General features: G+C 40.6%; 19 protein-coding genes and 3 pseudogenes. 16 read left to right on the top strand and 6 right to left on the bottom strand.

Going from position 1 to position 24,909, the window contains the following annotated elements:
- The first annotated feature begins 72 nt into the window (after positions 1–72).
- Positions 73–465, top strand: a complete 393-nt coding sequence (locus IPI59_14220; protein ID MBK7528666.1) for a hypothetical protein — start codon at positions 73–75, stop codon at positions 463–465.
- A gap of 204 nt (positions 466–669) precedes the next feature.
- Positions 670–3,575: pseudogene (gene polA, locus IPI59_14215) on the top strand (DNA polymerase I).
- 59 nt (positions 3,576–3,634) lie between these two features.
- Here the strand turns inward: polA and IPI59_14210 are convergent.
- Positions 3,635–3,907 (bottom strand): CDGSH iron-sulfur domain-containing protein, encoded by a 273-nt coding sequence (locus IPI59_14210; GenBank protein ID MBK7528665.1) that lies wholly within the window; start codon positions 3,905–3,907, stop codon positions 3,635–3,637.
- A gap of 14 nt (positions 3,908–3,921) precedes the next feature.
- On the bottom strand, positions 3,922–4,590 hold the full coding sequence (locus IPI59_14205; GenBank protein MBK7528664.1) for a hypothetical protein: 669 nt from the start codon (positions 4,588–4,590) through the stop codon (positions 3,922–3,924).
- A 14-nt stretch (positions 4,591–4,604) separates the two neighbouring features.
- On the opposite strand from IPI59_14205, the gene IPI59_14200 reads away from it, so the two are divergent.
- Positions 4,605–5,546: a diacylglycerol kinase family lipid kinase gene (locus IPI59_14200; protein MBK7528663.1), complete on the top strand. Its 942-nt coding sequence runs from the start codon at positions 4,605–4,607 to the stop codon at positions 5,544–5,546.
- A gap of 115 nt (positions 5,547–5,661) precedes the next feature.
- On the top strand, positions 5,662–6,615 hold the full coding sequence (locus IPI59_14195) for a DUF4349 domain-containing protein (protein MBK7528662.1): 954 nt from the start codon (positions 5,662–5,664) through the stop codon (positions 6,613–6,615).
- Positions 6,616–6,762: 147 nt separating this feature from the next.
- Here IPI59_14195 and IPI59_14190 read toward each other — a convergent pair.
- A pseudogene (locus IPI59_14190) lies at positions 6,763–8,015 on the bottom strand (MFS transporter).
- 232 nt (positions 8,016–8,247) lie between these two features.
- On the opposite strand from IPI59_14190, the gene IPI59_14185 reads away from it, so the two are divergent.
- Positions 8,248–10,626 carry a fibronectin type III domain-containing protein gene (locus IPI59_14185; protein MBK7528661.1) on the top strand — a complete coding sequence of 793 codons (2,379 nt, stop codon included), beginning with the start codon at positions 8,248–8,250 and terminating at the stop codon, positions 10,624–10,626.
- A gap of 259 nt (positions 10,627–10,885) precedes the next feature.
- Here IPI59_14185 and IPI59_14180 read toward each other — a convergent pair.
- Positions 10,886–11,652: pseudogene (locus tag IPI59_14180) on the bottom strand (IS5 family transposase).
- A gap of 204 nt (positions 11,653–11,856) precedes the next feature.
- Here IPI59_14180 and IPI59_14175 point away from each other — a divergent pair.
- From IPI59_14175 to atpG, 7 genes are all read left to right on the top strand, one after another.
- Positions 11,857–12,870, top strand: coding sequence for an amidase (locus tag IPI59_14175; protein ID MBK7528660.1), 1,014 nt, complete (start codon positions 11,857–11,859; stop codon positions 12,868–12,870).
- A 356-nt stretch (positions 12,871–13,226) separates the two neighbouring features.
- A complete protein-coding gene (gene atpB / locus IPI59_14170; protein ID MBK7528659.1) occupies positions 13,227–14,501 on the top strand; it encodes a F0F1 ATP synthase subunit A in 1,275 nt (424 codons plus the stop codon).
- A 132-nt stretch (positions 14,502–14,633) separates the two neighbouring features.
- Positions 14,634–14,885 (top strand): ATP synthase F0 subunit C, encoded by a 252-nt coding sequence (gene atpE / locus IPI59_14165; protein ID MBK7528658.1) that lies wholly within the window; start codon positions 14,634–14,636, stop codon positions 14,883–14,885.
- Between the two features lie 357 nt (positions 14,886–15,242).
- Entirely contained in the window at positions 15,243–15,746 is a 504-nt protein-coding gene (gene atpF, locus IPI59_14160; GenBank protein ID MBK7528657.1) for a F0F1 ATP synthase subunit B, read from the top strand.
- 99 nt (positions 15,747–15,845) lie between these two features.
- Entirely contained in the window at positions 15,846–16,403 is a 558-nt protein-coding gene (gene atpH, locus IPI59_14155; GenBank protein MBK7528656.1) for an ATP synthase F1 subunit delta, read from the top strand.
- A 32-nt stretch (positions 16,404–16,435) separates the two neighbouring features.
- Positions 16,436–18,022 (top strand): F0F1 ATP synthase subunit alpha, encoded by a 1,587-nt coding sequence (locus IPI59_14150; GenBank protein MBK7528655.1) that lies wholly within the window; start codon positions 16,436–16,438, stop codon positions 18,020–18,022.
- 116 nt (positions 18,023–18,138) lie between these two features.
- Positions 18,139–19,065, top strand: a complete 927-nt coding sequence (gene atpG, locus IPI59_14145; protein ID MBK7528654.1) for an ATP synthase F1 subunit gamma — start codon at positions 18,139–18,141, stop codon at positions 19,063–19,065.
- A 106-nt stretch (positions 19,066–19,171) separates the two neighbouring features.
- On the opposite strand, the gene IPI59_14140 is transcribed toward atpG, so the two are convergent.
- Together IPI59_14140 and IPI59_14135 are read right to left on the bottom strand one after the other, a co-directional pair.
- The gene (locus IPI59_14140) at positions 19,172–20,053 is read right to left on the bottom strand and encodes a methionine-R-sulfoxide reductase (protein MBK7528653.1); all 882 of its coding nucleotides are present in this window, start codon (positions 20,051–20,053) and stop codon (positions 19,172–19,174) included.
- A 44-nt stretch (positions 20,054–20,097) separates the two neighbouring features.
- Entirely contained in the window at positions 20,098–20,769 is a 672-nt protein-coding gene (locus IPI59_14135; protein ID MBK7528652.1) for a hypothetical protein, read from the bottom strand.
- A 278-nt stretch (positions 20,770–21,047) separates the two neighbouring features.
- On the opposite strand from IPI59_14135, the gene IPI59_14130 reads away from it, so the two are divergent.
- The 4 genes from IPI59_14130 (at position 21,048) to sucD (ending at position 24,860) form a co-directional block, all read left to right on the top strand.
- Positions 21,048–21,854, top strand: a complete 807-nt coding sequence (locus IPI59_14130) for a (Fe-S)-binding protein (GenBank protein MBK7528651.1) — start codon at positions 21,048–21,050, stop codon at positions 21,852–21,854.
- Positions 21,855–22,040: 186 nt separating this feature from the next.
- Positions 22,041–23,180, top strand: a complete 1,140-nt coding sequence (locus IPI59_14125; GenBank protein MBK7528650.1) for a cysteine desulfurase — start codon at positions 22,041–22,043, stop codon at positions 23,178–23,180.
- A gap of 59 nt (positions 23,181–23,239) precedes the next feature.
- Entirely contained in the window at positions 23,240–23,770 is a 531-nt protein-coding gene (locus tag IPI59_14120; protein MBK7528649.1) for a DUF4339 domain-containing protein, read from the top strand.
- 214 nt (positions 23,771–23,984) lie between these two features.
- Positions 23,985–24,860 carry a succinate--CoA ligase subunit alpha gene (gene sucD, locus IPI59_14115; protein ID MBK7528648.1) on the top strand — a complete coding sequence of 292 codons (876 nt, stop codon included), beginning with the start codon at positions 23,985–23,987 and terminating at the stop codon, positions 24,858–24,860.
- Positions 24,861–24,909: the final 49 nt, after the last annotated feature.

Genomic DNA, 24,909 nt, shown 5'->3' with positions numbered 1-24,909 from the left:
AAATTGAGTGTATTAAATAAATTTACCGTATCTTGTGCCAAACTTTTTTTTAATTCAAAACATATCCTCCAAATGAAAAATTTACTTTTTATTTTATTGCTTGTAGCAACTGCTTGTTTTGTAGGTTGCAAAAAAGACAAAAGTTGCGCGATGGAAGGCAACTGGGATGCCAAATCTATAACCGTAGATGGCGTAGAAACTGTTGGTGCCGGAATAAACTCGGCAACTATTGAGTTTGAAGCCTGCGAAAACAATGTAGGCGATTTTAATATTGATTTTTTATACATAGATGGCACTTCTGAGAAATTGACGGGCGAATACGAAGTAAAAGAAGGCGATGAACTTCGTTTAACTTATAACGATGGCAGTTTTGAAGATTGGGACTTTGTAGTTAAAAATAACGATTTAACGCTAACAGGTAATATAAATGGCACAAGTATGATTATGAAGTTTGAAAAAGACTAAATTTAGCATTTTGCCCTTATATTAATAAAAGGCTGCAGTTTATAAGTGTTTATATACTGCGGCCTTTTTTGTATTTTAAGTTTAATAGAAAGTAAAATTACTTATCAACAACCCTCTTAACCATAAACCTTTGCGCGGCCACTATTTTGCCCAACCTAAGGCAAAACAAACAAAAAATATTATTTTTGCCCTAAATTTATTGCCATGCCCGCTTTAACCAAACCAAATCCAAACGCTAAACGACTGTTTTTGCTCGATGCGTATGCCCTAATTTTCAGGGCACATTTTGCATTTATTCGCAATCCGCTAATTAACAGCAAAGGCCTCAACGTGTCGGCAATTACGGGGTTTATGAATAACCTTTGGGATATAATCTCCAACGAAAAACCAACCCATTTGGGCGTAGCCTTCGATGTAGGGCAAACCGACCGCGCTGCCGAATATGAATTTTACAAAGCAAACCGCCCCGACTCGCCCGAAGATATAAAATTAGCTGTACCGTACATTCATCGTATCTTAAAAGCCATGAATATACCCGCCCCCGGCGTAGCCGGCTTCGAGGCCGACGATTTGATTGGCACCTTAGCCAAACAAGCCGAGCAACAAGGTTATGAAGTGTATATGGTTACCCCCGACAAAGATTATGGGCAATTGGTAAGCGACAAAGTGTTTATGTACAAGCCCGCATCGGGGTTTAGCAAAGCCGAACTGCTGGGCGTTAATGAAATACTAACAAAATGGGATATTAGCCGCGTTGACCAAGTTATTGATATGTTGGGTTTAATGGGCGACTCAGCCGATAATATTCCGGGCATTAAAGGGGTAGGCGAAAAAACAGCCATCAAATTATTAAAAGAGTTCGACAATATTGAAAATTTACTTGCCAATACCCATCTTTTATCCGGAAAAACCCGCGAACAAGTGGAGGCAGGTCGCGAAATGGCTTTGGCCTCAAAAAAATTGGCTACCATCATTTGCGATGCTCCAATAACATTTAATCCGGATGATTATGCAATAAATGAAATAGATAAAACAGCTTTGAGCGCAGTTTTTGCCGAACTCGAATTTAGAACCCTCGGCAAACGCATTTTAGGAGACGATTATGCGCTTAATACTGCTAAGGCTACCGCTGCTAAAAACCCACCAATGCAGCAACAAAATCCGGAAAAAAACACCACTTCAACAACAACTACTACCACCCAACTTGATTTGTTTTCTCAGCCCGCAGCTACTCAACAGCCTGCACTGCCTCAAACAGGTAGCACTGCTTTATTTGAGGAAAAAATTGAGCATGGGCGCACTATTGCCAATACACCACACGAGTATCAGTTGGCCGATACACCCCAAAAACGAGCGCTGTTAATTAGCGAACTGTTGCTACAAAAATTGGTGGCTTTTGATACCGAAACAACCGGAATTGATGCCAATAACAGCGAATTAGTTGGGTTGTCGTTTAGCTGGCAGGCTACAAAAGGCTGGTATGTGCCTATACCACCCGAACAAGATGCGGCAAAAGCAATTGTAGCCGAGTTTAAGCCTTTTTTGAAGCCCAAAACATAATAAAAATTGGTCAGAATATTAAATATGATTTGTTGATGTTGCGCTGGTATGCTATGGAAGTTCAAGGCGTATTAGAAGATACTATGGTAGCGCATTATTTATTAGAGCCCGAAATGCGCCACGGGATGGATTATTTAGCTGAAACATATTTAGGCTACACACCCGTTTCAATTGAAACTTTAATTGGCAAAAAAGGTGCTAAACAGCTAAGTATGCGGCAAGTAGCCGTTGAACGTGTGGCCGAATATGCCGCCGAAGATGCCGATATTACCTTGCAATTACATCAAAAATTTGCCCCTTTGGTGCACGCACCGCACCAGCAAAAATTGTTTGCTCAGGTTGAAATGCCTTTGGTTCGTGTTTTAACCAATATGGAGTTTGAAGGTGTTAAAGTTGATGTTGATTTTTTAAACAAATATTCAACCGTTTTAACCGATGAAATTGAAATCCTCCGGATTAAAATTTACAGCGAAGCAGGTGTGTCTTTTAATTTAGAGTCGCCAAGGCAATTGGGCGAAGTGCTTTTTGACCGGATGAAAATACCTTACGAAGGGCAAAAAACCAAAACAGGGCAATACAGTACCAACGAAGAAACCTTGTCGGCATTGGCTTTTAAATACCCCATTGCCGCTACTTTGCTCGACTACCGCGAATTAACCAAATTGCGTAGCACTTATGTAGATGCGCTTCCGCAGCTAATTAACCCCCGCACCGGACGCATCCATACCACTTACCAACAAACGGTGGCAGCTACAGGGCGTTTAAGTTCACAATATCCTAATTTGCAAAATATACCCATCCGCACCGAGCGCGGTCGCGAAATACGCAAGGCATTTATTCCGCGCGCCAGCGAATTTACCTTGTTAAGTGCCGACTACTCGCAAATTGAACTGCGCCTAATGGCAGCACTTAGCCACGACCAAAATATGCTCGATGCTTTTATGCAGGGTTTAGATATTCATACAGCTACGGCAGCGCGGGTATTTGGCGTTGCCCTGGATAGTGTTGATAAAGATATGCGGCGCAAAGCAAAAATGGTAAATTTTGGCATCATCTACGGCATTTCGGCATTTGGCTTAGCGCAACGCTTAGGCGTTCCGCGCAGCGAAGCCAAACAAATTATTGACGAGTATTTTAAGTCGTATCCACGCATTAAAGGTTTTATGGACGAGTGTGTAGCAAGTGCCCGGACAAATGGTTACACACAAACAATTTTAGGCCGTCGCCGATATTTAAAAGATATTAGCTCTAAAAACCCTACTATCCGGAATTTTGCCGAGCGCACCGCCATCAACTCGCCCATACAAGGCAGCGCTGCCGACCTTATTAAGGTGGCCATGGTAAATATTAACATAGAAATGGAGAAACGCAATTTAGAGTCGCGCATGATTTTACAAGTACACGACGAGTTGGTTTTTGATGTGTATAATCCCGAAATTGCCGAAATGCAGGACATAGTTAAAACCCACATGGAACAAGCAATTCCGGATTTGGCCGTACCTATTAAAGCTGAAACCGGAACAGGTAAGAATTGGTTAGAAGCGCATTAAACAAAAAGATAAAAAATTAGCAGAATTGTTGCCTAATCTTGGTAAACACGTGTTGTTTGTTAGGTTAACTTTTTATGCGAGCCATCGCAGTAGCCCAAGGGATGTTTGGTTTGCTTGCATCCACAAAACCAAACCGTAGTAGTTTCTTCGTAAAAATGAGTAATGGGGCGCAAATTGCAAGTAGTCTTATGCGTGCCATCGCAGCGTGGGTCGGTTTGGCTTCGCCCGCACGAGCACCACGAGAATTTTTTTTGTGCCTCGATGGTAACACAGTAGGGCGATTTTTGCTGAATAATGGGTTTGTCGGGGTCGTTATTTGGGTTATCGGTCATTAAGTTATTAAAAGTTATTTGTTGCTGTTTGAATTAGTATTTGTAGTATTTGTTTTTTGCGGAAAAGTGCTAAACTTTGTTTTACTATCCGGATTTGAAACGGCAATTTGTTTGGCATTTGCATCTAAAATAATTTGGGGTTGCCCATTTTGTGCAAGGTTTAGGTACCCACATCCTGCCGCATCATTGCCCGCATATAACATGGCTTGCCCTTGCGAGTTAAACAATTTTATACTGCACCCATCGGACTTGTTGCTTAGTTGCAAATTGCTGTTGTTAACCATATTGTTTAGTTGTACTAAGGCTCCTGATCCGGTTTGGTCGGCACTGAGGGTTATTATTTCTTTTCCTTGCATATTATAAATTGCCAGCGAACCGGTGGTTTGGCGAGGTTCAAGCACCATTAAGGTTTTTCCGGCCTCGTTTACCATTTCAAAGCGGTTGGCTTTTACAACAGGCTCTATTTGGGCAAAATTTGGAGCGTTGCTGCGCGTTGCACTTACAAATAATAAGGTTAAAAAACACAAGCCTAAAATGCCATTTAACAAGGTTAGGCGTTGAACTTTTGTTTCTAAACTGCTAATTTTATGCTCAAGGTTTACCATAAAAATAAAGGTATAAATTTTATTCGTATTGTTAATAATAGTTGGCAAAATTAGGCAATAAACACTAACTTGCAGCATTATTTTAAAGGGTTATGGGCTTATTAACAAAAAATGCTTGGTTTGTAATATTAAATCCTGCCTCGCGCATGGGAAAATCGTATAAAATATGGCAAAAAACGATTAACCCTTTATTACAGCAGTTGGGCATAAAATATGAATTGTACCAAACAACAGCCCCCTTACATGCTGCCGAATTAGTACAGCAGGCTGCTGCACAAGGTTATACCCAAATTTTGGCTGTTGGAGGAGACGGTTTATTACACGAAGTTGTGAACGGTTTAATGAAATTGCCAGCAGAAAAACGCCCTTTGTTAGGCGTAATACCTTGTGGCACTGGCAACGATTGGGTTAAAACGTTGGGAATTCCGGTTCAGCCCCAAAAATCGCTTGCCGCTTTTAGGACGGGTAAAATTAAATCTTTTGATGTTGCTAAGGTGAACGTTTCGCAACCCAATGGTACAAGTTCAAATTTTTATAGCTGTAATGTTGCCGGAGCAGGGTTTGATGGCTATGTAGCACAGGCAATGCTGCATTGGCCAAACGCAAAACGCTGGGGGCGGGCATCGTATTTTGCCGCTATTTTAAAAAGTATGTGGGCGTATAAAAATGTAAATTGCACGGTTACAACCAACGAGGGCCAAATTTATGAAGGCCCCTTGTATTTAATGGCAGCCGGAATTGGCAAATTTGTTGGCGGCGGCATGATGCTTTGCCCCAACGCAAGCCCCCACGATGGCTTATTAGATGTAACGTTAATAAAAGGCTTAAATAAATTGCAAGTACTACAACAATTACCCAATTTGTATAATGGCAAATTTATAGGCCATCCACAAATAGCTGTTTTTACTTGTAAATGGATTACCATTAATGCAGAAACACCTTTGTATTTACAGGCCGAAGGCGAGTTATTAGGGCATACGCCTATCCGGATAGAAATTATTCCGGAGGCAATACAAGTGGTAGTTCCAAATTAATTTTTCAATTTATGCACCTTTCCGGATATTTTTTGCATCTGTTTTTAATTACAACGTAACTAATTATTTACTTGTAAACATCTAAAAAAAAACTAAACCTTCAAACATACCAACCATGAAAAATCTTAGTTTTATTTGCCTTGTCGCAATTTTTTACCTAACTGCATGTGGCGGAGCAAATTATGAAAATAAAGCAGCTTATTCGTACAAAAGCGAAGCAGATGCAAGCACCCAAAGTCGTTCGATGCCTAATGTAGAGGCACAAGCAGCGCCGGCTGCCGGCAGTGGCGAAATTGCATTGGAAGGCAATGAAGACAGCCGCTTAAATCAAACAGGTACAACTGTTAGTTCCGGCCAAATTGAAACTGCTAAAAAAATAGTCAAAACGGCTAATATTGAGTTTCAAGTACAAAAATTTGAGGAGGATGGCAAAGCTATTAAAGCCTTGTGCGGCAAATATAAAGCCGATATTACCAACGAAAGTCAGCAAAGCGAGTCGTATAAGACGCGCAATTATTTAACCATACGTATTGCAAACGACCAGTTCGACAGTTTTATTGAGGAACTCATGGCTTTGTCGGTATATACCGACCAAAAAAACATCAGCACAGACGATAAAACAATGGAGTATGTAGATATTGATGCCCGCCTCAAAACCAAATTAGCGCTTGAAGCTCGCTACCGCGAAATTTTAAAACAGGCCAAATCCATTAAGGAAATTTTAGAGGTCGAGTCGCAAATTGGCCAAATAAGGGCCGAAATTGAATCGGCGCAAAGCAGGCTGAACGAAATAAACCGCAGTGTAGCGCGCAGTACTATTCACCTTACATACTACCAGAAATTGGACTATAAACCTCAGCCCACTATTGGCTTTTTTGGAAAACTGCTACAAGCCCTTGAAAATGGTTGGCGCGGATTTTTAGAGTTAATAATAGGCTTGGTAAATATTTGGCCTTTGATTATTTTGACGTTTTTGGGTGTTTGGTTGATAAGAGCATTTTTGAGGCGCAGGTCGGCTAAAAAATTGAAACTGCCCACCACCAACAACAACCAACAAAATATTAATTGATTAAATTAGGAAAAAGAAATCGAACTGTTCCTCGGAATTTGCAAGGCTTAGGTTTATCTAACTGAATTTTGAAGCAATCCGGATAAGTGTATGATTACAACCTTTAATAAACCAGACCAAAACAATAAGCTGATTTATTAAAGGTTTTTACTCCTCAACATAATCTAAGTTTTTGCCGTAAGTTTCATCTAAAAAATAAACGGCAAGAACAGCTATAACTGTGCTTGTTAGGCCTACAATTAAAGCTCCGTTAATGTAGCCAAAATTATTGCGTGCCAATAAAAACAAAGCAGTTATGGGCACTAAAAATCCGCGTGCCATATTGGGCACGGTTGTGGTGGTGGTAGCCCTTAAATTGGTGCCAAAACTCTCGGATGCCATTGTTACAAATACCGCCCAAAGCCTACCCCAAAACCCAATAAAAAGCATTTAAAATACAACATGTTTAACGAAATATTACTGCCCGAATACAAGTAAAAAAGCACCGTTAGCATTGATATGCCGTGAAATAAAAACATTACTTTCCGGCGACTTTTCCAAACCTGACTAAGCACACCTGTAACCAAATCGCCGACAGTTAAGCCTATATAACAATATAACACAGCTTCGGCCCCAGTTTTTGGTGGGTTAGCCATTCCAAACCCATTTTTGGCAAATTCGGGGGTTAGCGTAACCAAAATACCAACTACAAACCAAGTAGGCAAACCAATTAAAATACAGTTAATATAACGAAAAGCACGGCGTTTATTATTAAATAGCTGCAACAAATTGCCCCGTTTTACCTTAGCCTTCGATAAGTTTTTATACATTCCCGACTCGAAAGCCGAAACACGCAACACTAACAACAATAATCCTAAGCCACCGCCAACAAAATAAGCCGTGCGCCAGTCGAAAGTTTTGGCTACAAAATAAGCCATTACCGCCCCCACCATGCCTACTGTTGCTACTAATGTTGTGCCGTACCCCCGCGACTCTTTGGTCATAACTTCGCTAACCAAGGTAATACCAGCCCCCAACTCGCCTGCTAAACCAATACCGGCAATAAACCGCAGCCATTCGTACTGCTCAACCGTTTGCACAAAACCATTGGCAATATTAGCCATCGAATAAAGTAATATCGAGCCAAATAATACCGATATACGGCCAAATTTATCGCCGCTTATGCCCCATAAAACGCCGCCCAGCAACATGCCGGCCATTTGCCAATTTAGCAATAGCAAACCTGTGTCGGCTATTTGAGTAGGGTCGGTAATACCAATATCTTTAAGGCTTTGAACGCGAACAATGCTAAACAAAATTAAGTCGTAAATATCGACCAAATAGCCAAGTGCAGCTACAATAACTATTATATTAAAAACCGAGTTGCTTTGGTTGGGCGTTGAAGGTAAGTTTTCTGTCATAAATAGGCGTAAAAAGTCATTGTGTTTATAGAGAGGCGAATACTTAAATTGCGCCCCAAGTTACGAGATTTTTTAAACAAGAATAAAATCAAAATCCCAAAACAAGCACAAACATCCGGATATAATAAAAAACAAGCTTTACATAAACGCGCATTGGCACAACAAAATTTAGTTTAAAAAAACTATCTTTGCGCAATACATTACTACTTCGCATCAAAAAAAGATCAAACAAATGCAAAAGGCGCTACTATTTTTAATTATTTTAATTGCTGTAATTGTTATTACTCCATTCCAACTTATAGCCCAAAACAACCTCGACCGCTCGGTGCGGGTTAGCGCCGTAGTAACCGAATCGCCGGCAAGTATTACTTTAAACTGGGTATTACATGCCGATGCCACTGGTTATACCATTTACCGCAAAGCCAAAGGCGCAAGTTTTTGGGGCTCGCCCAAGGCTACTCTTACCGGTACCACCAATACCTGGACGGATAACGCCGTTATTGTTGGCAATACTTACGAGTATCGTATTGATAAATCCGGGGGCGCTGCAACAGGCTATGGCTATATTTTATCCGGAATTAAAGTTGCCGCCACACATAGTCGGGGAAAAATGCTGCTTTTAATTGACGACACTTATACCACGCCATTGGCAACCGAAATTGACCGTTTAATTGCCGACATGCGCGGAGATGGCTGGCAAGTTATCCGGAAAGATATTAGCCGTACCCTACCTGTTCCGGATGTTAAAGACATCATAAAAACCGAATACAACGCCGACCCAACCAATTTTAACACCCTCTTTATTTTAGGGCATATTGCAGTGCCGTATTCAGGAAATATTTACCCCGATGGCCACCCCGACCACCAAGGCGCTTGGCCTGCCGATGTGTATTATGCCGAAATGAACAGCACATGGACAGATGTAACCGTAAACAATACCGTAGCAAACCGACCCGAAAACGACAATATTCCGGATGATGGCAAATTCGACCAAAGCGCCATCCCATCAGACGTTGAGCTGCAAGTTGGGCGCGTAGATGTATATAATATGCCGTCAATAAACCCAGACGATGTGGTGCTAATGAAACAATATTTAAACAAAAATCATGCTTTTAGAACCGGGGCATTTACAGTACAGAGGCGCGGTTTGGTTGATGATAATTTTATGGGCTATAATATTGCTATTACCGGATTGCGAAATTTTCCGCCTATGTTCGATGCCGCTAATGTGGTTGATAACTATGTAAATGGTGCCGACTACGTTACCCTTTTAACCGCAGGCGATTATTTATTTACCTACGGCTGCGGCGGTGGATGGTACCAGGGGGCAAGCGGAGTCGCCTCTACCGGTACATGGGCTACCGATTCATTAAAAACTGTTTTTACTAGTTTAGCCGGAAGCTATTTTGGCGACTGGGATAATGCCGATGCTTTTTTGCGGGCACCATTAGCCTCAAAATCGCCTACTTTAATTAATTTTTGGGGCGGAATCCCACACTGGCCTATTCACTATTTTGCCATGGGCGACCCTATTGGGCTTTGTACTAAATTGTCGCAAAATAACGGTGGTTTATACGATGGCAATTTTAACGGCGCACAACGCTCTATACATATCGCTTTAATGGGCGACCCCACTTTGCGCCTACATAATATGGGTATGCCTACCTTGCTAACGGCAACGCCAACCCTTGACCAAACCAAAATTGACCTCAGTTGGACGGCAGCAACAGGCAGCATTTTGGGCTACCATATATACCGCACCGATAGCCTGCACAAAGCTTTTACCTTGCTAAACACCAGCCCTGTTACAGGCACAACCTACCAAGATGTAATGCCTATGGGCGGGCAAAATATATACATGGTTAGGGCTGTATTACTCGAAAACTCGGCAAGCGGCACTTACCATAACCTTAGTACGGGTACAATTAGCAATGCCGTAAATTTGCCAGTGCCTTTTTTGAAAATTAAAACACTACTGCAAGGGCCTTATGCCGGCGGTGGGCAAATGAATGCCACTTTAAAAAGCAAAGATTTAATTCCTTTAGCCCAACCTTATAATATAGCCCCATGGAATTATGCCGGCACCGAAAATACTGCCCTAATTCCAAGCAACGTAGTTGATTGGGTATTAGTTGAATTGCGCTCAAAAGCAGACAGCACAGTTATTCGTGGCCAAAAAGCTTGTTTTATTAAAACCGATGGACAAATTGTAGATGCTAATAACAATACAGAACTTAGTTTTCCCGGATTATCGCCCGGAGAAAATGTATTTATAGCGCTGCGCCACCGGAATCATTTGGCTGTTCTATCAAAAACGGCTTTAGCATTTAACAACGCAAGTTCGCACAATTTATCATTGCCGGCAAATATATTAGACGGGGGAACCCAGTTAGCCAATTTAGGCGATGGTTATTATGGGCTAAAAGCAGGAGATTGTAATGCAAATGGCACTATTACCGTAGCCGATTTTAATATTTACAGCAGCCAAGCCAGCCAAATTGCCGTTTACAAAGCTGGAGACTGTAATTTAGATGGCAACGTAACTATTAGCGATTTTAATAAATACCAGCCAAACACTTCGGCCATTGCAGTAGCCGTAGTCAGGTATTAGCCAGTTGAAATAATAAGTTTTTTGAACCGAAAGCGTTTTATTTGGCGCTACTTTCAAGAGGTTATGAGAACTTGTTTTTGGTAGCAATCATCCGGAAGTTAAAAATATCGGTATTGCCGTTAAGTGGTTCTTGCTTATTTATCCGGCAAAAGTCAAACCATTTTTTTAAACAAACATTACGCGCATAAAACATGTGTGGTAATAATATTTGTATTTCAAACTCCTAAACCCCTAACAAATTTCAGAGCCTGTCTAAATTTTATTTTCTAATTCTATTAAGCATCAATTTTATCATGGCAAGTTGGATCATTGTCTGGCTCGTTTCGGTTTGGAACTCAAAGTCTTTACTCAATCTTCGATAAGCTTTCGAGCCATGCAAAAGTTCTTTCAACAATCCATCTTTTTGGCAATACTTCGAATTTCGAGGCTGTATTCGATCTACTTACAACCTCAACCACCCACCCAAACGTTTTGCGGGTATTTTCAATTAACTCGCCTCTATACCCGCCATCAGCTACTATCTTTACCAATCTGCAAAACCTGCCTCTGAGGTCAGCTATAACCATTGGGGCTGATTTACTGTCATGCTCATTTGCCGCATGAACCACAACCGCTAAAAGTAGTCCCATTGTATCTACAATAATATGCCCTTTCTGCCTTTAACTTTTTACCCCCGTCAATCCCTCTGCACAAGCCTCCGACGCTTGTTGTCTTTACGCTCTGGCTATCAATTATACCAACACTTGGCGATGAAGCCCTGCCTGCTTGCTTTCGAGTCTTATCCCTGAGTATTTCATGGATGAGTTCTATCGTCCCATCCTTCTTCCACTTGGTAAAATAGTAGTAAACAAGCTTCCATGACGGAAAATGGAACGGCAGCATGCGCCATTGACAGCCAGTTTTAAGCAAATAGAACAGCGCATTAAAAATTTCTCTTAAACTGTGTTTTCGTTTCCGTTTGTCGTCTAAAATGCCTAATATTGCACTCCATTGACTATCGGTGAGACTGCTTGGGTAGGTTTTCATTTTACTTTATGTGTTTGATTTTCATAAAGCTATGAATTATTATTTAAACGTCAAACTGATAGTCTTTTATTCACATCTCTTTTAATAACTTTTTTCCTATCAATTTTTAGGACTGGCATGCCAATTTTTAATTTTTAGACAGTCTCTAACAAAATTGCCTCTTATAGAATAAACATTAGCTACACAAAACCAAACCAAACCACCATGCAACAAAAAAGCGGATTTACGATGTTTAGCTTAAACGAGTTTGAAGTTTGGCTTTTTGACACCCAAATAGCCCGCACTATTAACCACATACAAATACATCACACGCTAATTCCTAGTTACAAACAATTTAACAGCCACAGCCATTTTGACAATTTAGTTGAGATGCGCCATTTCCACAAAGTAAACAGAGGATTTAGTGATATTGCACAAAACCTAACCATTTTTCCGGATGGCAAAATAGCCCTCTGCCGCAGTTTTGAAAAACAACCTGCTGGCATTGCTAAACGCAATATTGGCGGCATTTGTATTGAAAATTTGGGCAATTTTGATGCGGGCAAAGATGAAATGACCTCGGCGCAAGCAGATGTTATTATACATGTTGTTGCTTTATTGTGTAAACGATTTGCTTTACAACCTACTATCGATACAGTTGTATATCATCACTGGTTTGATTTAAGCACTGGAAAACGCACAAATGGAGATAGCGGCATAACCAAATCGTGTCCTGGCACAAATTTTTTTGGTGGAAACAAAGTTGCAAACGCAAAAACAAATTTTTTACCCCTTGTGGCTGCTCAGCTAAAAGCGTTGACCAACCAAACACAGATTCCAAACGATGATGATTTGCCCGATAACAATTTATTAAAAAATTATGGAATGGTAACTGCAAACGCACTAAATATCAGAAACGGGGCTGGCACAAATTATCCGATTAAAATGGTTACTTTTTATGGGGCAATTTTACGCATTTACGAGCAATCTAACGGATGGGTGCGCGTATCGGCTAAACGAAACGAGTGGGTAATGGAAAAATATTTACAATTAGGCCAAAAAGCAATAGTAGCTGAAGTAGAATTGCTGAATGTGCGCACCGGGCCCGGCACCGAGTTTGAAATATTTGATCAATTAGCCGTAGAACAAGACGTATTAGTTTTTGAAAAACTGAATAACTGGTGCAAAATTGATTTATCGGGGTTGTGGGTAAGCGGAAAATATTTATCGTTTGTATGAATTTTTAAAAAGTCCGGATAGCGTTGAGACAAATAAATAATATCTTTATACCATCCGGATTTTTTACTGTTATTAGTTCGGTAAAATGTGTTATTTGCATCTTCTTTTCTTCAATTTTGAACTTGGTTTGCTCAAATTGTCTCTATTCACCCAAAATAAGTCCATAAATATTTTTTAGGACAAGGCCACTTTGTGGTTTTACCCGCTTTCATCAAAAATACCATTAAAAACCAACCAAGTTGATATGGTTTGTCAGTTGAAGTTTTAAAATAAATAAAACAAAACTAAAAAAGCGACTAAATGCTATTAAAATAAAAGTTTTGTTCGTATCTTTGCGCTGCCATTCAACAAAGTTTATGTTTTTAATATTTAAAAAATTCGTCAATATATTTGTTAGTGCGGCTTTAATGCTACTCCTACAAATTAGTGTTTTAGCACAAGACCATAACCATAGTCATGGCCCGGGTACCCCCCCGCACGACCATAGCGCGCCCGGTCATACGCACGCACCGGCAGCCAACGCAGCAACAAGCGGCCAAAACAGCCAAACGGAACAACATAGTTCTGGTGAGGCAAAAAAAGCCCCAGATATTAGCGGTATGATAATGAACCACATTGGAGACGCTAACGAGTTCCATCTGTGGGGGCATACTTCTATATCTTTGCCTTGCCTTGTGTATCATTTTAATCATGGTTTCGAGTTTTTTTCGTCGGGTGTATTTAACCACGGGCACAACTCGTATAACGGCTATGTAATGCAGCATGGGCGGTTGTATTTTGTAAACGACCCTTCGTTTCAAAAAGCCGGAAGTGTTGAGGTACATGTAATAGACGAAAAAGGCAAAAAACATGTTATAGCCAACAACGTAAAATATAACGATGTTGACCGAAGTAGTTTTATTGATTTTTCAATAACTAAGGTAGTGTTTACCATGCTGTTAGCCACCTTGTTAATGATTTTAATATTTACGAGCATTGCACGTGCCTACAAAACAAACCATGTTCCCAAAGGTTTGGCCTCGTTTTTTGAACCTATCATTGAATTTGTACGCGACAATATAGTAAAACCCAATATCGGCAAAAATTACGAAAAATACATGCCGTTAATGCTAACAATGTTCTTTTTTATTTGGATAAGCAATATGTTAGGCTTGATACCTTTTTATCCGGGAGGTGGTAACGTAATGGGCAATATATCGGTAGCTTTTACGCTGGCTTTTTTTGTTTTTCTAATTATTAATTTATCCGGAAAAAAAGCCTATTGGGGGCATATTTTTAATCCGCCGGGTATGCCCGGATGGGTTAAAGCCATTTTAGTGCCAATAGAAATTTTATCAATATTTATAAAACCATTTGCCTTAATGATACGGTTGTTTGCCAATATAGTTGCCGGACACATCATTATTTTAAGTTTTGTAGGTATTATTTTTATTTTACACCACATTGGCGGCCCAATTGCCGGATGGGGCACCGGACTTATTTCGGCCATATTTTTACTGTTTATGAATGCCCTCGAGTTATTGGTAGCCGCACTGCAAGCCTATATATTTACTATGCTGGCAGCCGTATTTATTGGGCAAGCCCTTGAAGAACACGACCACCACGGCGAAGAACAACAACACGCACATTAATAAAGGAAAAAATGACTTGTAGGTTACACAGCTTTGATTGAACACAAAAAAATAGGTGCCTCGCTAAACTCAAATGCTTTAAAACAAAAAATTAATAAACTTTTTTCTTCATATTTTAATTTTATTTGTAGTATGGACTTCATGCCCATTTTACTTGAATTAACGGGCAATATAGCCGCTCTTGGCGGTGGTATTGGCGCTGGTTTAGCTGCTTGTGGTGCTGGTATTGGCGTAGGCCGTATTGGTGGTTCGGCGGTTGAATCTATTGCACGGCAACCCGAAGCCTCGAACGATATTAGGGCTAACATGATTTTGACTGCAGCCCTTGTAGAAGGTGTAGCACTTTTTGGTGTGGTGGTAGGTTTGTTAACAATGTTGTTATAAGAGCCAATAAAACCATTTCCGTTAGTGTGCCAAACACCTAACCAATTGTTTCCCCGGCGTATGGCCGGGGAGGCAATTTTTAAAATTGAAAATCTATCAGTAAAATAACACAGTAAATTATTCTATTTATTTTCCGGATGTATGTATTTTTTAGCTCTGCCATTTAGCTCTAAACTCAAAATCAAACAGGCAAAAAGTTAAAGTAAATCCGGATAAAACACAAAACTCACATCAAAAACAAAGTATAACTGCCTAATTTCAACTATTATAAAAGCAAAACAAAAGGCATTTACCTTTGTCATTTTATCTAATAATTATTAACTACATATCTTTTACCATTCATAATTTGTACTCGTCATGGTGCTACTAAATGCTCTACTAACGCCCGATTATGGTCTTATTTTTTGGACGGCTTTAATATTTTTAATTCTGTGGTATTTTTTAGGTCGTTTTGCATGGAAACCAATTGCCGAAGCGCTAAAAAGCCGCGAAACCAAAATAACCGACTCGCTAAATGAAGCTCAAAAAGCCCGCGAAGAAATGGCTAACCTAAAAGCCGATAACGAGCGCCTTTTAAATGAAGCAAAAGAAGAGCGCGCCCGTATAATTAAAGAAGCAAAAGAAATTGGCGACAATATTGTAAACCAAGCAAAAGATAAAGCCAAATCTGAAATTGCCGAAATTAAAGAGGCCGCTCAACTTGATATACAAAATCAAAAAATGGCGGCAATTACCGAAGTTAAAAACCTTATTGGCACTTATGCCATCCAACTTTCAGAACAAGTATTAGGCCGTGAATTAAAAGACCGCAAAGAGCAAGAAACCTACGTTTTAGAACAAGTAAGTAAAATGAAATTTTAAGAACGACATTACTTGTCTTCATTTTACTTTATCGAAACAATACAAGACAAGTTATCTTATCCTCTTTTTTTCTTATTTTTATCATTATCGTAAATAAATATGTCTGTTCATAAAATAGCAACCCGTTACGCCAAAGCTTTGCTTGATTTAGCCATAGAGCAAAATCAACTTGATGAGGTTTACAACGATGTGCAAAAAGTAAACGATGCCCTAAAAAACCGCGACCTTTGGCTGTTAATGAAAAGTCCGGATGTAAACTACCAAAAAAAGCAACAAATTACCGATTTATTGTTTGGGAATTCATTAGGTATAATTATGAAAAGCTACTTGAAATTGGTAATTGGCAAACGCCGCGAATTTTATTTGCCGGAATTAGTAAGTGCTTTTTTAGAGCAGTACAAAATACACAAAGGCATTGTTAGCGCAACACTTACTACCGCTTTTGCAGCAACCGACGAAATTATTGCCAAAGTAAAAAACCTAATTTTAGAAAAAACAGGCAAAACAGCCGTTGAATTAGAAACTAAAATAGACCCAACTGTAATTGGTGGCTTTATATTAAAATTTAATAATTTACTTTACGACACTAGCATTTTTAATCGGTACGACCAACTTAAATTGGTATTTAGCGACACCACTTACGTTAAACAATATTAATAAAATTAACCGCAAAATAATTTTTTTCACTCATGGTTGAAGTTAGACCAGAAGAAATATCCGCCATATTGCGCCAACAGCTTTCGAGTTTTAAAACCGAAACTCAATTAGAAGAAGTAGGCACCGTACTACAAGTTGGCGATGGTATTGCCCGTATTTACGGCCTTAACCAAGTTCGTGCAGGCGAATTGGTTGAGTTTGAAAATGGCATTAAAGCCGTAGTATTAAACCTTGAAGAAGACAACGTAGGTGCCGTGTTGATGGGCACTTCCGAAGCCATCAGAGAGGGCGATACTGTGCGTCGCACCGGACGTATTGCCGCTATTCGTGTAGGCGAAGGCTTGGTAGGCCGGGTTATTAACCCACTTGGCGAACCCATTGACGGCAAAGGCCCCATTAAAGGCGATTTGTACGATATGCCGTTAGAGCGCAAAGCACCCGGTGTAATTTACCGCCAACCGGTAAACGAGCCACTACAAACCGGGATTAAAGCTATTGACTCGATGATTCCGATTGGCCGCGGCCAACGCGAACTTATCATTGGCGACCGCCAAACCGGGAAAACAGCTATTGCCATTGATACTATTTTGAACCAACGCGAGTTTTTTGAACGCGGCGAACCCGTTTACTGTATTTATGTAGCCGTAGGTCAAAAAGCCTCAACTGTTGCCAATATAGCAAAAATATTGGCCGAAGGTGGCGCTTTAGACTATACCGTTATTGTAAACGCATCGGCCTCAGACCCCGCCCCCTTCCAATTTTTTGCCCCATTCTCGGGCTGCTGTATTGGCGAGTTTTTCCGCGACACTGGCCGCCCTGCGCTTATCGTTTTTGACGACCTTTCAAAACAAGCCGTTGCCTACCGCGAAGTATCTTTGTTGCTGCGCCGCCCACCAGGCCGCGAAGCATACCCCGGAGACGTGTTTTATTTGCACTCACGCCTATTGGAACGCGCCGCAAAAATTAACGAAAACGACGAAATAGCCCGTTCAATGAACGACCTGCCCGACTCCATCAAACACTTGGTAAAAGGTGGTGGCTCGCTAACAGCATTGCCCATCATTGAAACCCAAGCCGGAGACGTGTCGGCATATATCCCCACCAACGTAATTTCGATTACCGATGGCCAAATATTCTTAAATAACGACTTGTTTAATGCCGGCGTTTTACCCGCCATTGACGTAGGTATATCGGTATCGCGTGTAGGGTCGGCAGCTCAAATTAAACCCATGAAATCGGTGGCAGGTACTTTGAAAATTGACCTGGCACAATATCGCGAATTAGAAGCTTTCTCAAAATTTGGTGCTGACTTAGATGCCGTTACAAAATCTATTCTCGACAAAGGTGCGCGCAACGTAGAGGTATTAAAACAACCGCAGTACACCCCTTATCCGGTTGAAAAACAAGTAGCTATTATTTATCTTAGTACAAATAATTTGCTTCGCGAAGTTCCGCAAAACAGAGTGCGCGAATTTGAACAGGTATTTTTAACTTCACTTGAAAAACGCCATCCGGAAGTATTAGCCCAATTGCGCGAGAAAAAAGGCGAAATCACTGCCGATTTAGCATCTAAATTGACTGAACTAGCTAAAGAATGTGCTTTATCGGTAAGTAAATAGTAAAGCGCAATAATCAAACCAATAAAAATAAAAGGTCGTAACACTACCTATACGGTTACGACCTTTTACAAGGTTTGAAATTAAATTTTAATTATAAAATATTTTTATAAATATATATGCCAGGTCAATTAAAAGAGGTTCGCAACCGAATTGTATCGGTAAAAAAAACGCAACAAATTACAAAGGCCATGAAATTAGTGGCCGCCTCAAAACTCAGGAAAGCCCAAGACCGTATCATTAAAATACGCCCTTATGCCGACAAACTTTACGGTATTATGGGCAATTTAATGTCGGGCGGCGATTCAGGCGGCGGGATGGCCTTTGGCACACAACGCCCTGCCGAAAATATACTTATAATTTTAGTTACATCTGACCGTGGCCTTTGCGGCGCTTTTAATTCGAGCATTTCTAAAATGGTGCGAAATACCATTAATACCCAATATGCCCAACAAAAAGCATCCGGAAATGTAACACTAATGTTTATTGGCAAAAAAGGCTATGACCTGCTAAAACGCGAGCCGGTAAAATTAAATACTGACTATATTAATCTATTCCAAGACCTTAATTTTGATGATAGCGCAGCCTTGGCCGAATTGATTATGCAGCAGTTTCTAAGCAAACAATACGATATTATACATGTTGCTTACAATCAGTTTAAAAACCAAATTGTTCAAATTCCGTTAGTTGATACTTTTTTGCCCGTTGTTAAATTAGAAAAACCAGATATCGCTAAAAAAAGTAGTGCCAAAAATGCCGGAAATGCCCCAAAAGAAGATATAAAACCCGATTACCTATACGAACCCGATAAAGAACAGATATTAAAAGAATTAGTGCCTAAAATTTTAAAAACACAATTTTTTAGATATTTGTTAGACAGTAATACCAGCGAACAAGGTGCCCGGATGACTTCAATGGATAATGCAACCAACAACGCCGAAGAGTTATTGCGCGACCTTAGTATTCAATATAACCGTGCCCGCCAAGCAGCCATTACCACCGAAATTACCGAAATTGTTAGCGGCGCCGCTGCCTTGCAAGGCTAATTAAAAGATTAACGCTAACTTTTTTTATATTTCAACTGATTTAGATATAGCCCCGCTTTTTTAGCACACTAATTGATGCTAATAAAATGGGGTTTTTCATTTCGATTTATAGCGCAACTTCGTTTTCCGGAAACAAAATAGTGCGTTTGGGCATATTTTCCGGATCTTTGCCTTGTCGTTGGTAATAATTCTGATGCTTATCTTCGGCGGGGTAAAAATTGGCAATAGGTTCAATAACGGTATCAATTTGATAGCCCTTTAAGATAAGTTGTTGTTTTAGTTGCTGTGCTGTTTCGGCCTGTGAAGGTGTGTAATAAAATATGCCGGAGCGATAATAAGATTTTAGGCCATGAGGATGCGTAAATTGGTAATGTTCAAAATAAGTTTGAAGCAAAGCTTTGGTGGTAACAATTTCCGGATTGTAGGTAATTTGTACTGCCTCAGTATGCCCACTTAAATTGTTTGCCACTTGTATTGATGTCGGAAAAGGCAAATGTCCACCCGTAAAACCAACTATGGTGCTGATAATGCCAAGCTGCTGCTGCCAAAAGTACTGCTTGCCCCAAAAACAACCACCCGCCAACACAATGCGGTGGTACTGATGATTATAAAGTTGAGGTGTAAATTTTAACGAAATAGAATTTACACAGTGCCTCGAATTTTTGAAGGTAAATTGTTCCCCGTAAAACACATGCCCTAAATGGCCTTGACAAGTTGCACAAACGATTTCTATCCGGCGACCATCGGCATCGGGCAAACGCAAAACCATCCCCGGAATTTCTTCTTCAAAACTTGGCCATCCACAACCCGATTCAAACTTGTGCTTACTTTCGTACAAAGGGCTGTTACATTGCCTACACAGGTAAGTACCGTTAAGTTTATGGTTATTATAGGTGCCGCTAAAAGGCATTTCGGTACCTTTATGCAATATAACTCTTTTTTCTTCGGGGGTAAGCTCGTTTAAAATAAGGTTAGGGTTGTTTTTCATGGCCTTGCAGATTCTAAACTTACTTGAAACAGAGCAAAATAGGTTTATCGGTATAAATTTAAGGGCATCGAAGCGCCAGTCGAAAAATCGTTGGTTCGACCTGTTAGCTCGTCCCCATCCCCACCTATAGTAAGCGTAGCTTCACCCGTTGTGCCCATTAAGGTTTGGTATTGCAGGTTTAAAGTGTTGCCTTGCAAATAGCCACTACCTGCCGCCGAAACTATCGGTTGCCCATAGTAATTCGTCATTTCTTGAAAAGTAACCTCGTTGCCGTACTGAGTAAATACATACGAAGCCCCCGTATTGTCGTCATACCAATTACCCGATAAGCTAATCCTACTGCTTTTTGCATCATCAACCCGACCGCCCCCGCCTTCGTTTTTGGCCATGTTCGCTTTCGCTTTGCGCTCTAAATCCTCAATCCGGCTTTGTAATTCGGCCTCTTTCTTTTGCCGTTCATTGGCCTCCATATCTTCGATCTTTTTTTCTAATTCGGTAATGCGGCCAGTACGACCCGGAGCATCAGAGCCACCATTATTTGATGGAGTTAAGGGTTCTACCTGATGTACGGGAGGTTTAGCCGGCTCGTCAGCAGGTTTGGGTTTTGTTAAATAGCCAGCATTTTGTAAACCAATAACTAAGGTTACAATACCACCGGCAACGGCAACAATTTTACCAACATGGCCAAGTAGGCCACTATCTTTTTCTTCGGGCATAATAGGCAGCAGTTAATTTAAAAAATATTAATGAGTGTATGACACAAAAATTTGGGCTAAAAGTACAGTATATTATGTAAATAAGCAAAATTTTTTTTTTGCTTCAAGCAAAGGATTAGAAGAAACTTGGTTTTAGAAAACTTAGATAAGTTCCGGATATTGTTAAATTATCCGGATATTGTGCCGGATTTTTGACTTTTATGCCACTCATCTTAATCTTTAATCTCCTTAAAAATTAAAAATTGTTTGTTGTTATTAATCATACCATTTAAGTAGTTATGTCAAATCAGCAACCTTTTACCGTACCCACAATGGCCGAAATGGCCGCCAACAACCAACAACCCGAAATATTATTTTGGGTGGGCTGCGCAGGTAGTTTCGACGACCGCGCCCGCCGCATTACCAAAGCCTTTGCCCGTATTTTGCATCATTGTGGCGTAAATTTTGCCATTTTAGGCCAAGAGGAATCCTGCACAGGCGACCCCGCACGCAGGGCTGGCAACGAGTTTTTGTTTCAAATGCAGGCAATTACAAATATAGAGGTACTTAATATGTATGGAGTTAAAAAAATTGTAACCACTTGCCCACATTGTTTTAATACCTTAAAAAACGAATATCCGCAGTTAGGTGGCCATTACGAAGTAATGCACCACACTGTTTTTTTGCAACAATTAATTAATCAAGGCCAGTTAAAACTTAAAGGCGGTGGTAGTTTTAAAGGCCAACGCATTACCTACCATGATTCTTGTTATTTGGGGCGCGCAAATAATATTTACGAAGCCCCACGCGAATTATTATCTCTGCTCGATGCCGAATTAGTAGAAATGCGCCGTTGCGGCTCGCGCGGGCTTTGCTGCGGTGCCGGGGGGGCGCAAATGTTTAAAGAAGAAGAAAAAGGAACACGCCGCGTAAACCAAGAGCGTACAGACGATATTTTGGCTGCCCAACCAACTATTGTGGCCTCGGGCTGCCCATTTTGTATGACCATGCTTACAGACGGCATAAAAGAACGCGAACAACAACAAACCGAGATAAAAGTAATGGATTTTGCCGAACTCATAGCTCAGGTAAACGATTTAATTTGATTTTACATGATTGTAAAAATGAATTTGATATAAGAACAACAAACAAGTACTGCCGATTAAGCTATCCTAAATTAAAATTAAATTTAATCAGCAAGAATAAAATCCGGATGATTAGCGGAACTATTTTCTTAATCAAATTACCTGTTTTTTATTACCCTTCACTTATTTCAATTTGTATAATCAGTTTTGTTGTACTTCGATTATGCCGCAACCACGCCCATTGACGAAGATGTTTTGAGCGAAATGATGCCCTATTTAACGCAGCACTGGGGCAACCCCTCGTCTATTCATAAATTAGGGCGCACAGCAAGGGCTGCTATCGAAAAAGCCCGGAAAACCATTGCCACAAGTTTAAATTGCAGTACAAGCGAAATTTTTTTTACCTCGGGCGGCACCGAGGCTGCCAATTTAGTTTTTAGAGGCGCCATACAAAACTTGGGCATTCGGCGAATCATTACATCGCCCATCGAGCACCATTGCGTAACCAATACCGCAAAAGCCCTTAGCCAACAACAAAATATTGCCATAAACTGGCTGCACCTAAACCAACAAGGCCAGTTTGAAATGGAAGAATTAATTTTTTTGTTAAAAAACGAGCCAAAAATACCCACCTTAGTAAGTTTAATGCACGTAAACAACGAGTTGGGAAATATTACCAATATTGAACAAATTGGTGAAATTTGCAACCAATACGGCGCATTTTTTCATACCGATGCCGTCCAGTCATTTGGATTTATGCCTTTAAGTGTGCAGCAAATTGGCTGCCATTTTTTATCGGGTTCGGGCCATAAATTATATGCACCCAAAGGTATAGGATTTTTGTACGTCAACTCTCAAACTACCTTGCCACCTTTGATTTATGGAGGTTCGCAGGAGCGCAATATGCGTGCCGGAACCGAAAATGTATCCGGAATTGTAGGCTTAGGCGCCGCCGCACAAGCAGCACACCAGGTTATGCCCAGCCGATATGCCCATCTGTTAGATTTAAAACAATATTTTAGAAGCCAGTTATTGTATTATTTTCCGGATATAACTATAAATGGCATTGCAGAGGATGAAGCATCGGCGGCAAAAATTTTAAACGTAACTGTTCCTGTGCCCGATTCTGGCCTTATAGTGGCACAATTAGATGTAGAGGGCTTGTACGTATCGGGTGGTAGTGCTTGTAGTTCGGGGGCCGAAGTAAAATCGTATGTACTCGAGGCCATCGGCTCAATGCGATATCCGGCAGTGCGGTTTTCATTTGGCAAAAATCAAACTAAATCAGATATAGACGAAGCAATTGCCATTTTGCGCCAAACTTGGGGCAGTGGAGCAAAAAAATGACCATTTAAACACCCAATTATAAAAATTAGCCCTTAATTTTGTAGCTAAATAACTGTAAAATGGATGATGTATCAAGGAAATATTATTGTTATATAGATGAGCAAGAAGTAGGGCCGTTAAGTTTTGACGAAATTATTCAGTTAGGCATAACTCCGGATACCCCCGTTTGGTACGAAGGCGTAACTGATTGGCGGCCGGCGTCAAGTTTTCCGGAATTTAAACCCGCTTTTAATGCCTCCGAGCCACCGCCCGCCCCCTTGCCAGCCTCAATAAGCGAAGGGTTTGGCATTCGCACCCGCCACGCATCGGCTACAGATAAGGCTATTGAATGGAACACAGGAAAACCAATAGCCGAGCAAACAAAATCTAAAAATAAAAATACCGAAGCAAAATTTTTAGCCTTAAAAGGCTTTTTTATTCTGTTCGTAGATTTGATATTGCTGACCTTAGTTGTAGAACTATTTGATTTAAATACAGGCCCGCAAAGGGCTTGGGAACCACCGTTTGCGGTTTTGGTAATGATAATAATACCCGCTTGGGCAGTCTATTATTTTGTAAAAGCTTTTCAAGCATGGACGCGCAATAAATAAAGATAAACTTTGCTGCGCTGCCAAATTAAAAAAACTAACCAACTCAAACATTCATCTCTTGTATCCGGAGAAAGATAGCAACCGCGCAAAAACATCCGGAAAGCCACTGGGTTAAGAAATAGCCAAATTTTAACTAAAAATGTGTACTTTTGCAGCCTATTTTTTAATCATCAACATTTAATAGCTGTAATCAATAGCATTTTATTTAATTTATATGAGCGTATTAGTAAACAAGCACTCGCGAGTGTTGGTACAAGGGTTTACCGGTAAAGAAGGCAGTTTCCATGCCGAGCAAATGATTGCTTACGGAACAACTGTAATAGGAGGCGTAACACCCGGAAAAGGGGGGCAAACGCATTTAAACTTACCCATTTTTGATACGGTAAGCAAAGCCGTAAATGCTACCGGAGCCAACGTTTCTATTATTTTTGTGCCGCCGCGTTTTGCCGCCGACTCAATAATGGAAGCCGCTGATGCCGGAATTGAGGTGGTAATTTGTATTACCGAAGGCATACCTGTACAAGACATGGTGCGGGCAAAACAGTTTGTTAAAACACGTTCAAAATGCAGGTTGATTGGGCCTAATTGCCCTGGTATTATTACCCCCGAAGAAGCAAAAGTTGGCATTATGCCCGGATTTATTCATAAAAAAGGTACGGTTGGCATCGTTTCGCGCTCGGGTACACTTACCTACGAAGCTGTTGACCAAGTTACTAAGGCGGGAATGGGGCAAAGCACCTGTATAGGCATTGGCGGCGACCCCATTATTGGCACTACTACAAAAGAAGCCGTTGAACTGCTAATGAACGACCCCGAAACGGAAGGTATCATTATGATTGGCGAAATTGGCGGCGGCATGGAGGCAGAAGCCGCCGAATGGGTTAAAAAACATGGCACTAAACCGGTTGTCGGTTTTATTGCCGGACAAACCGCCCCCGCAGGTCGTACTATGGGGCACGCAGGCGCTATTGTAGGAGGTAAAGCCGATACCGCCGCCGCTAAAATGGAAATTATGCGGCAATGCGGCATCCATGTTGTTGAATCTCCTGCTTTTATTGGCGAAACAATGCGTTTAGTTCTGGGTAAATAAATTACTTGGTTGACTTGTTAAATATAAAACCTACTAAACAAATAAATAA

It is taken from the genome of Sphingobacteriales bacterium, assembly GCA_016706405.1.
Taxonomy (GTDB): Bacteria; Bacteroidota; Bacteroidia; order Chitinophagales; family UBA2359; genus BJ6.
Note: the sequence above shows the minus strand (reverse complement) of the source record. Positions and strands in the feature narration are given on the sequence as shown.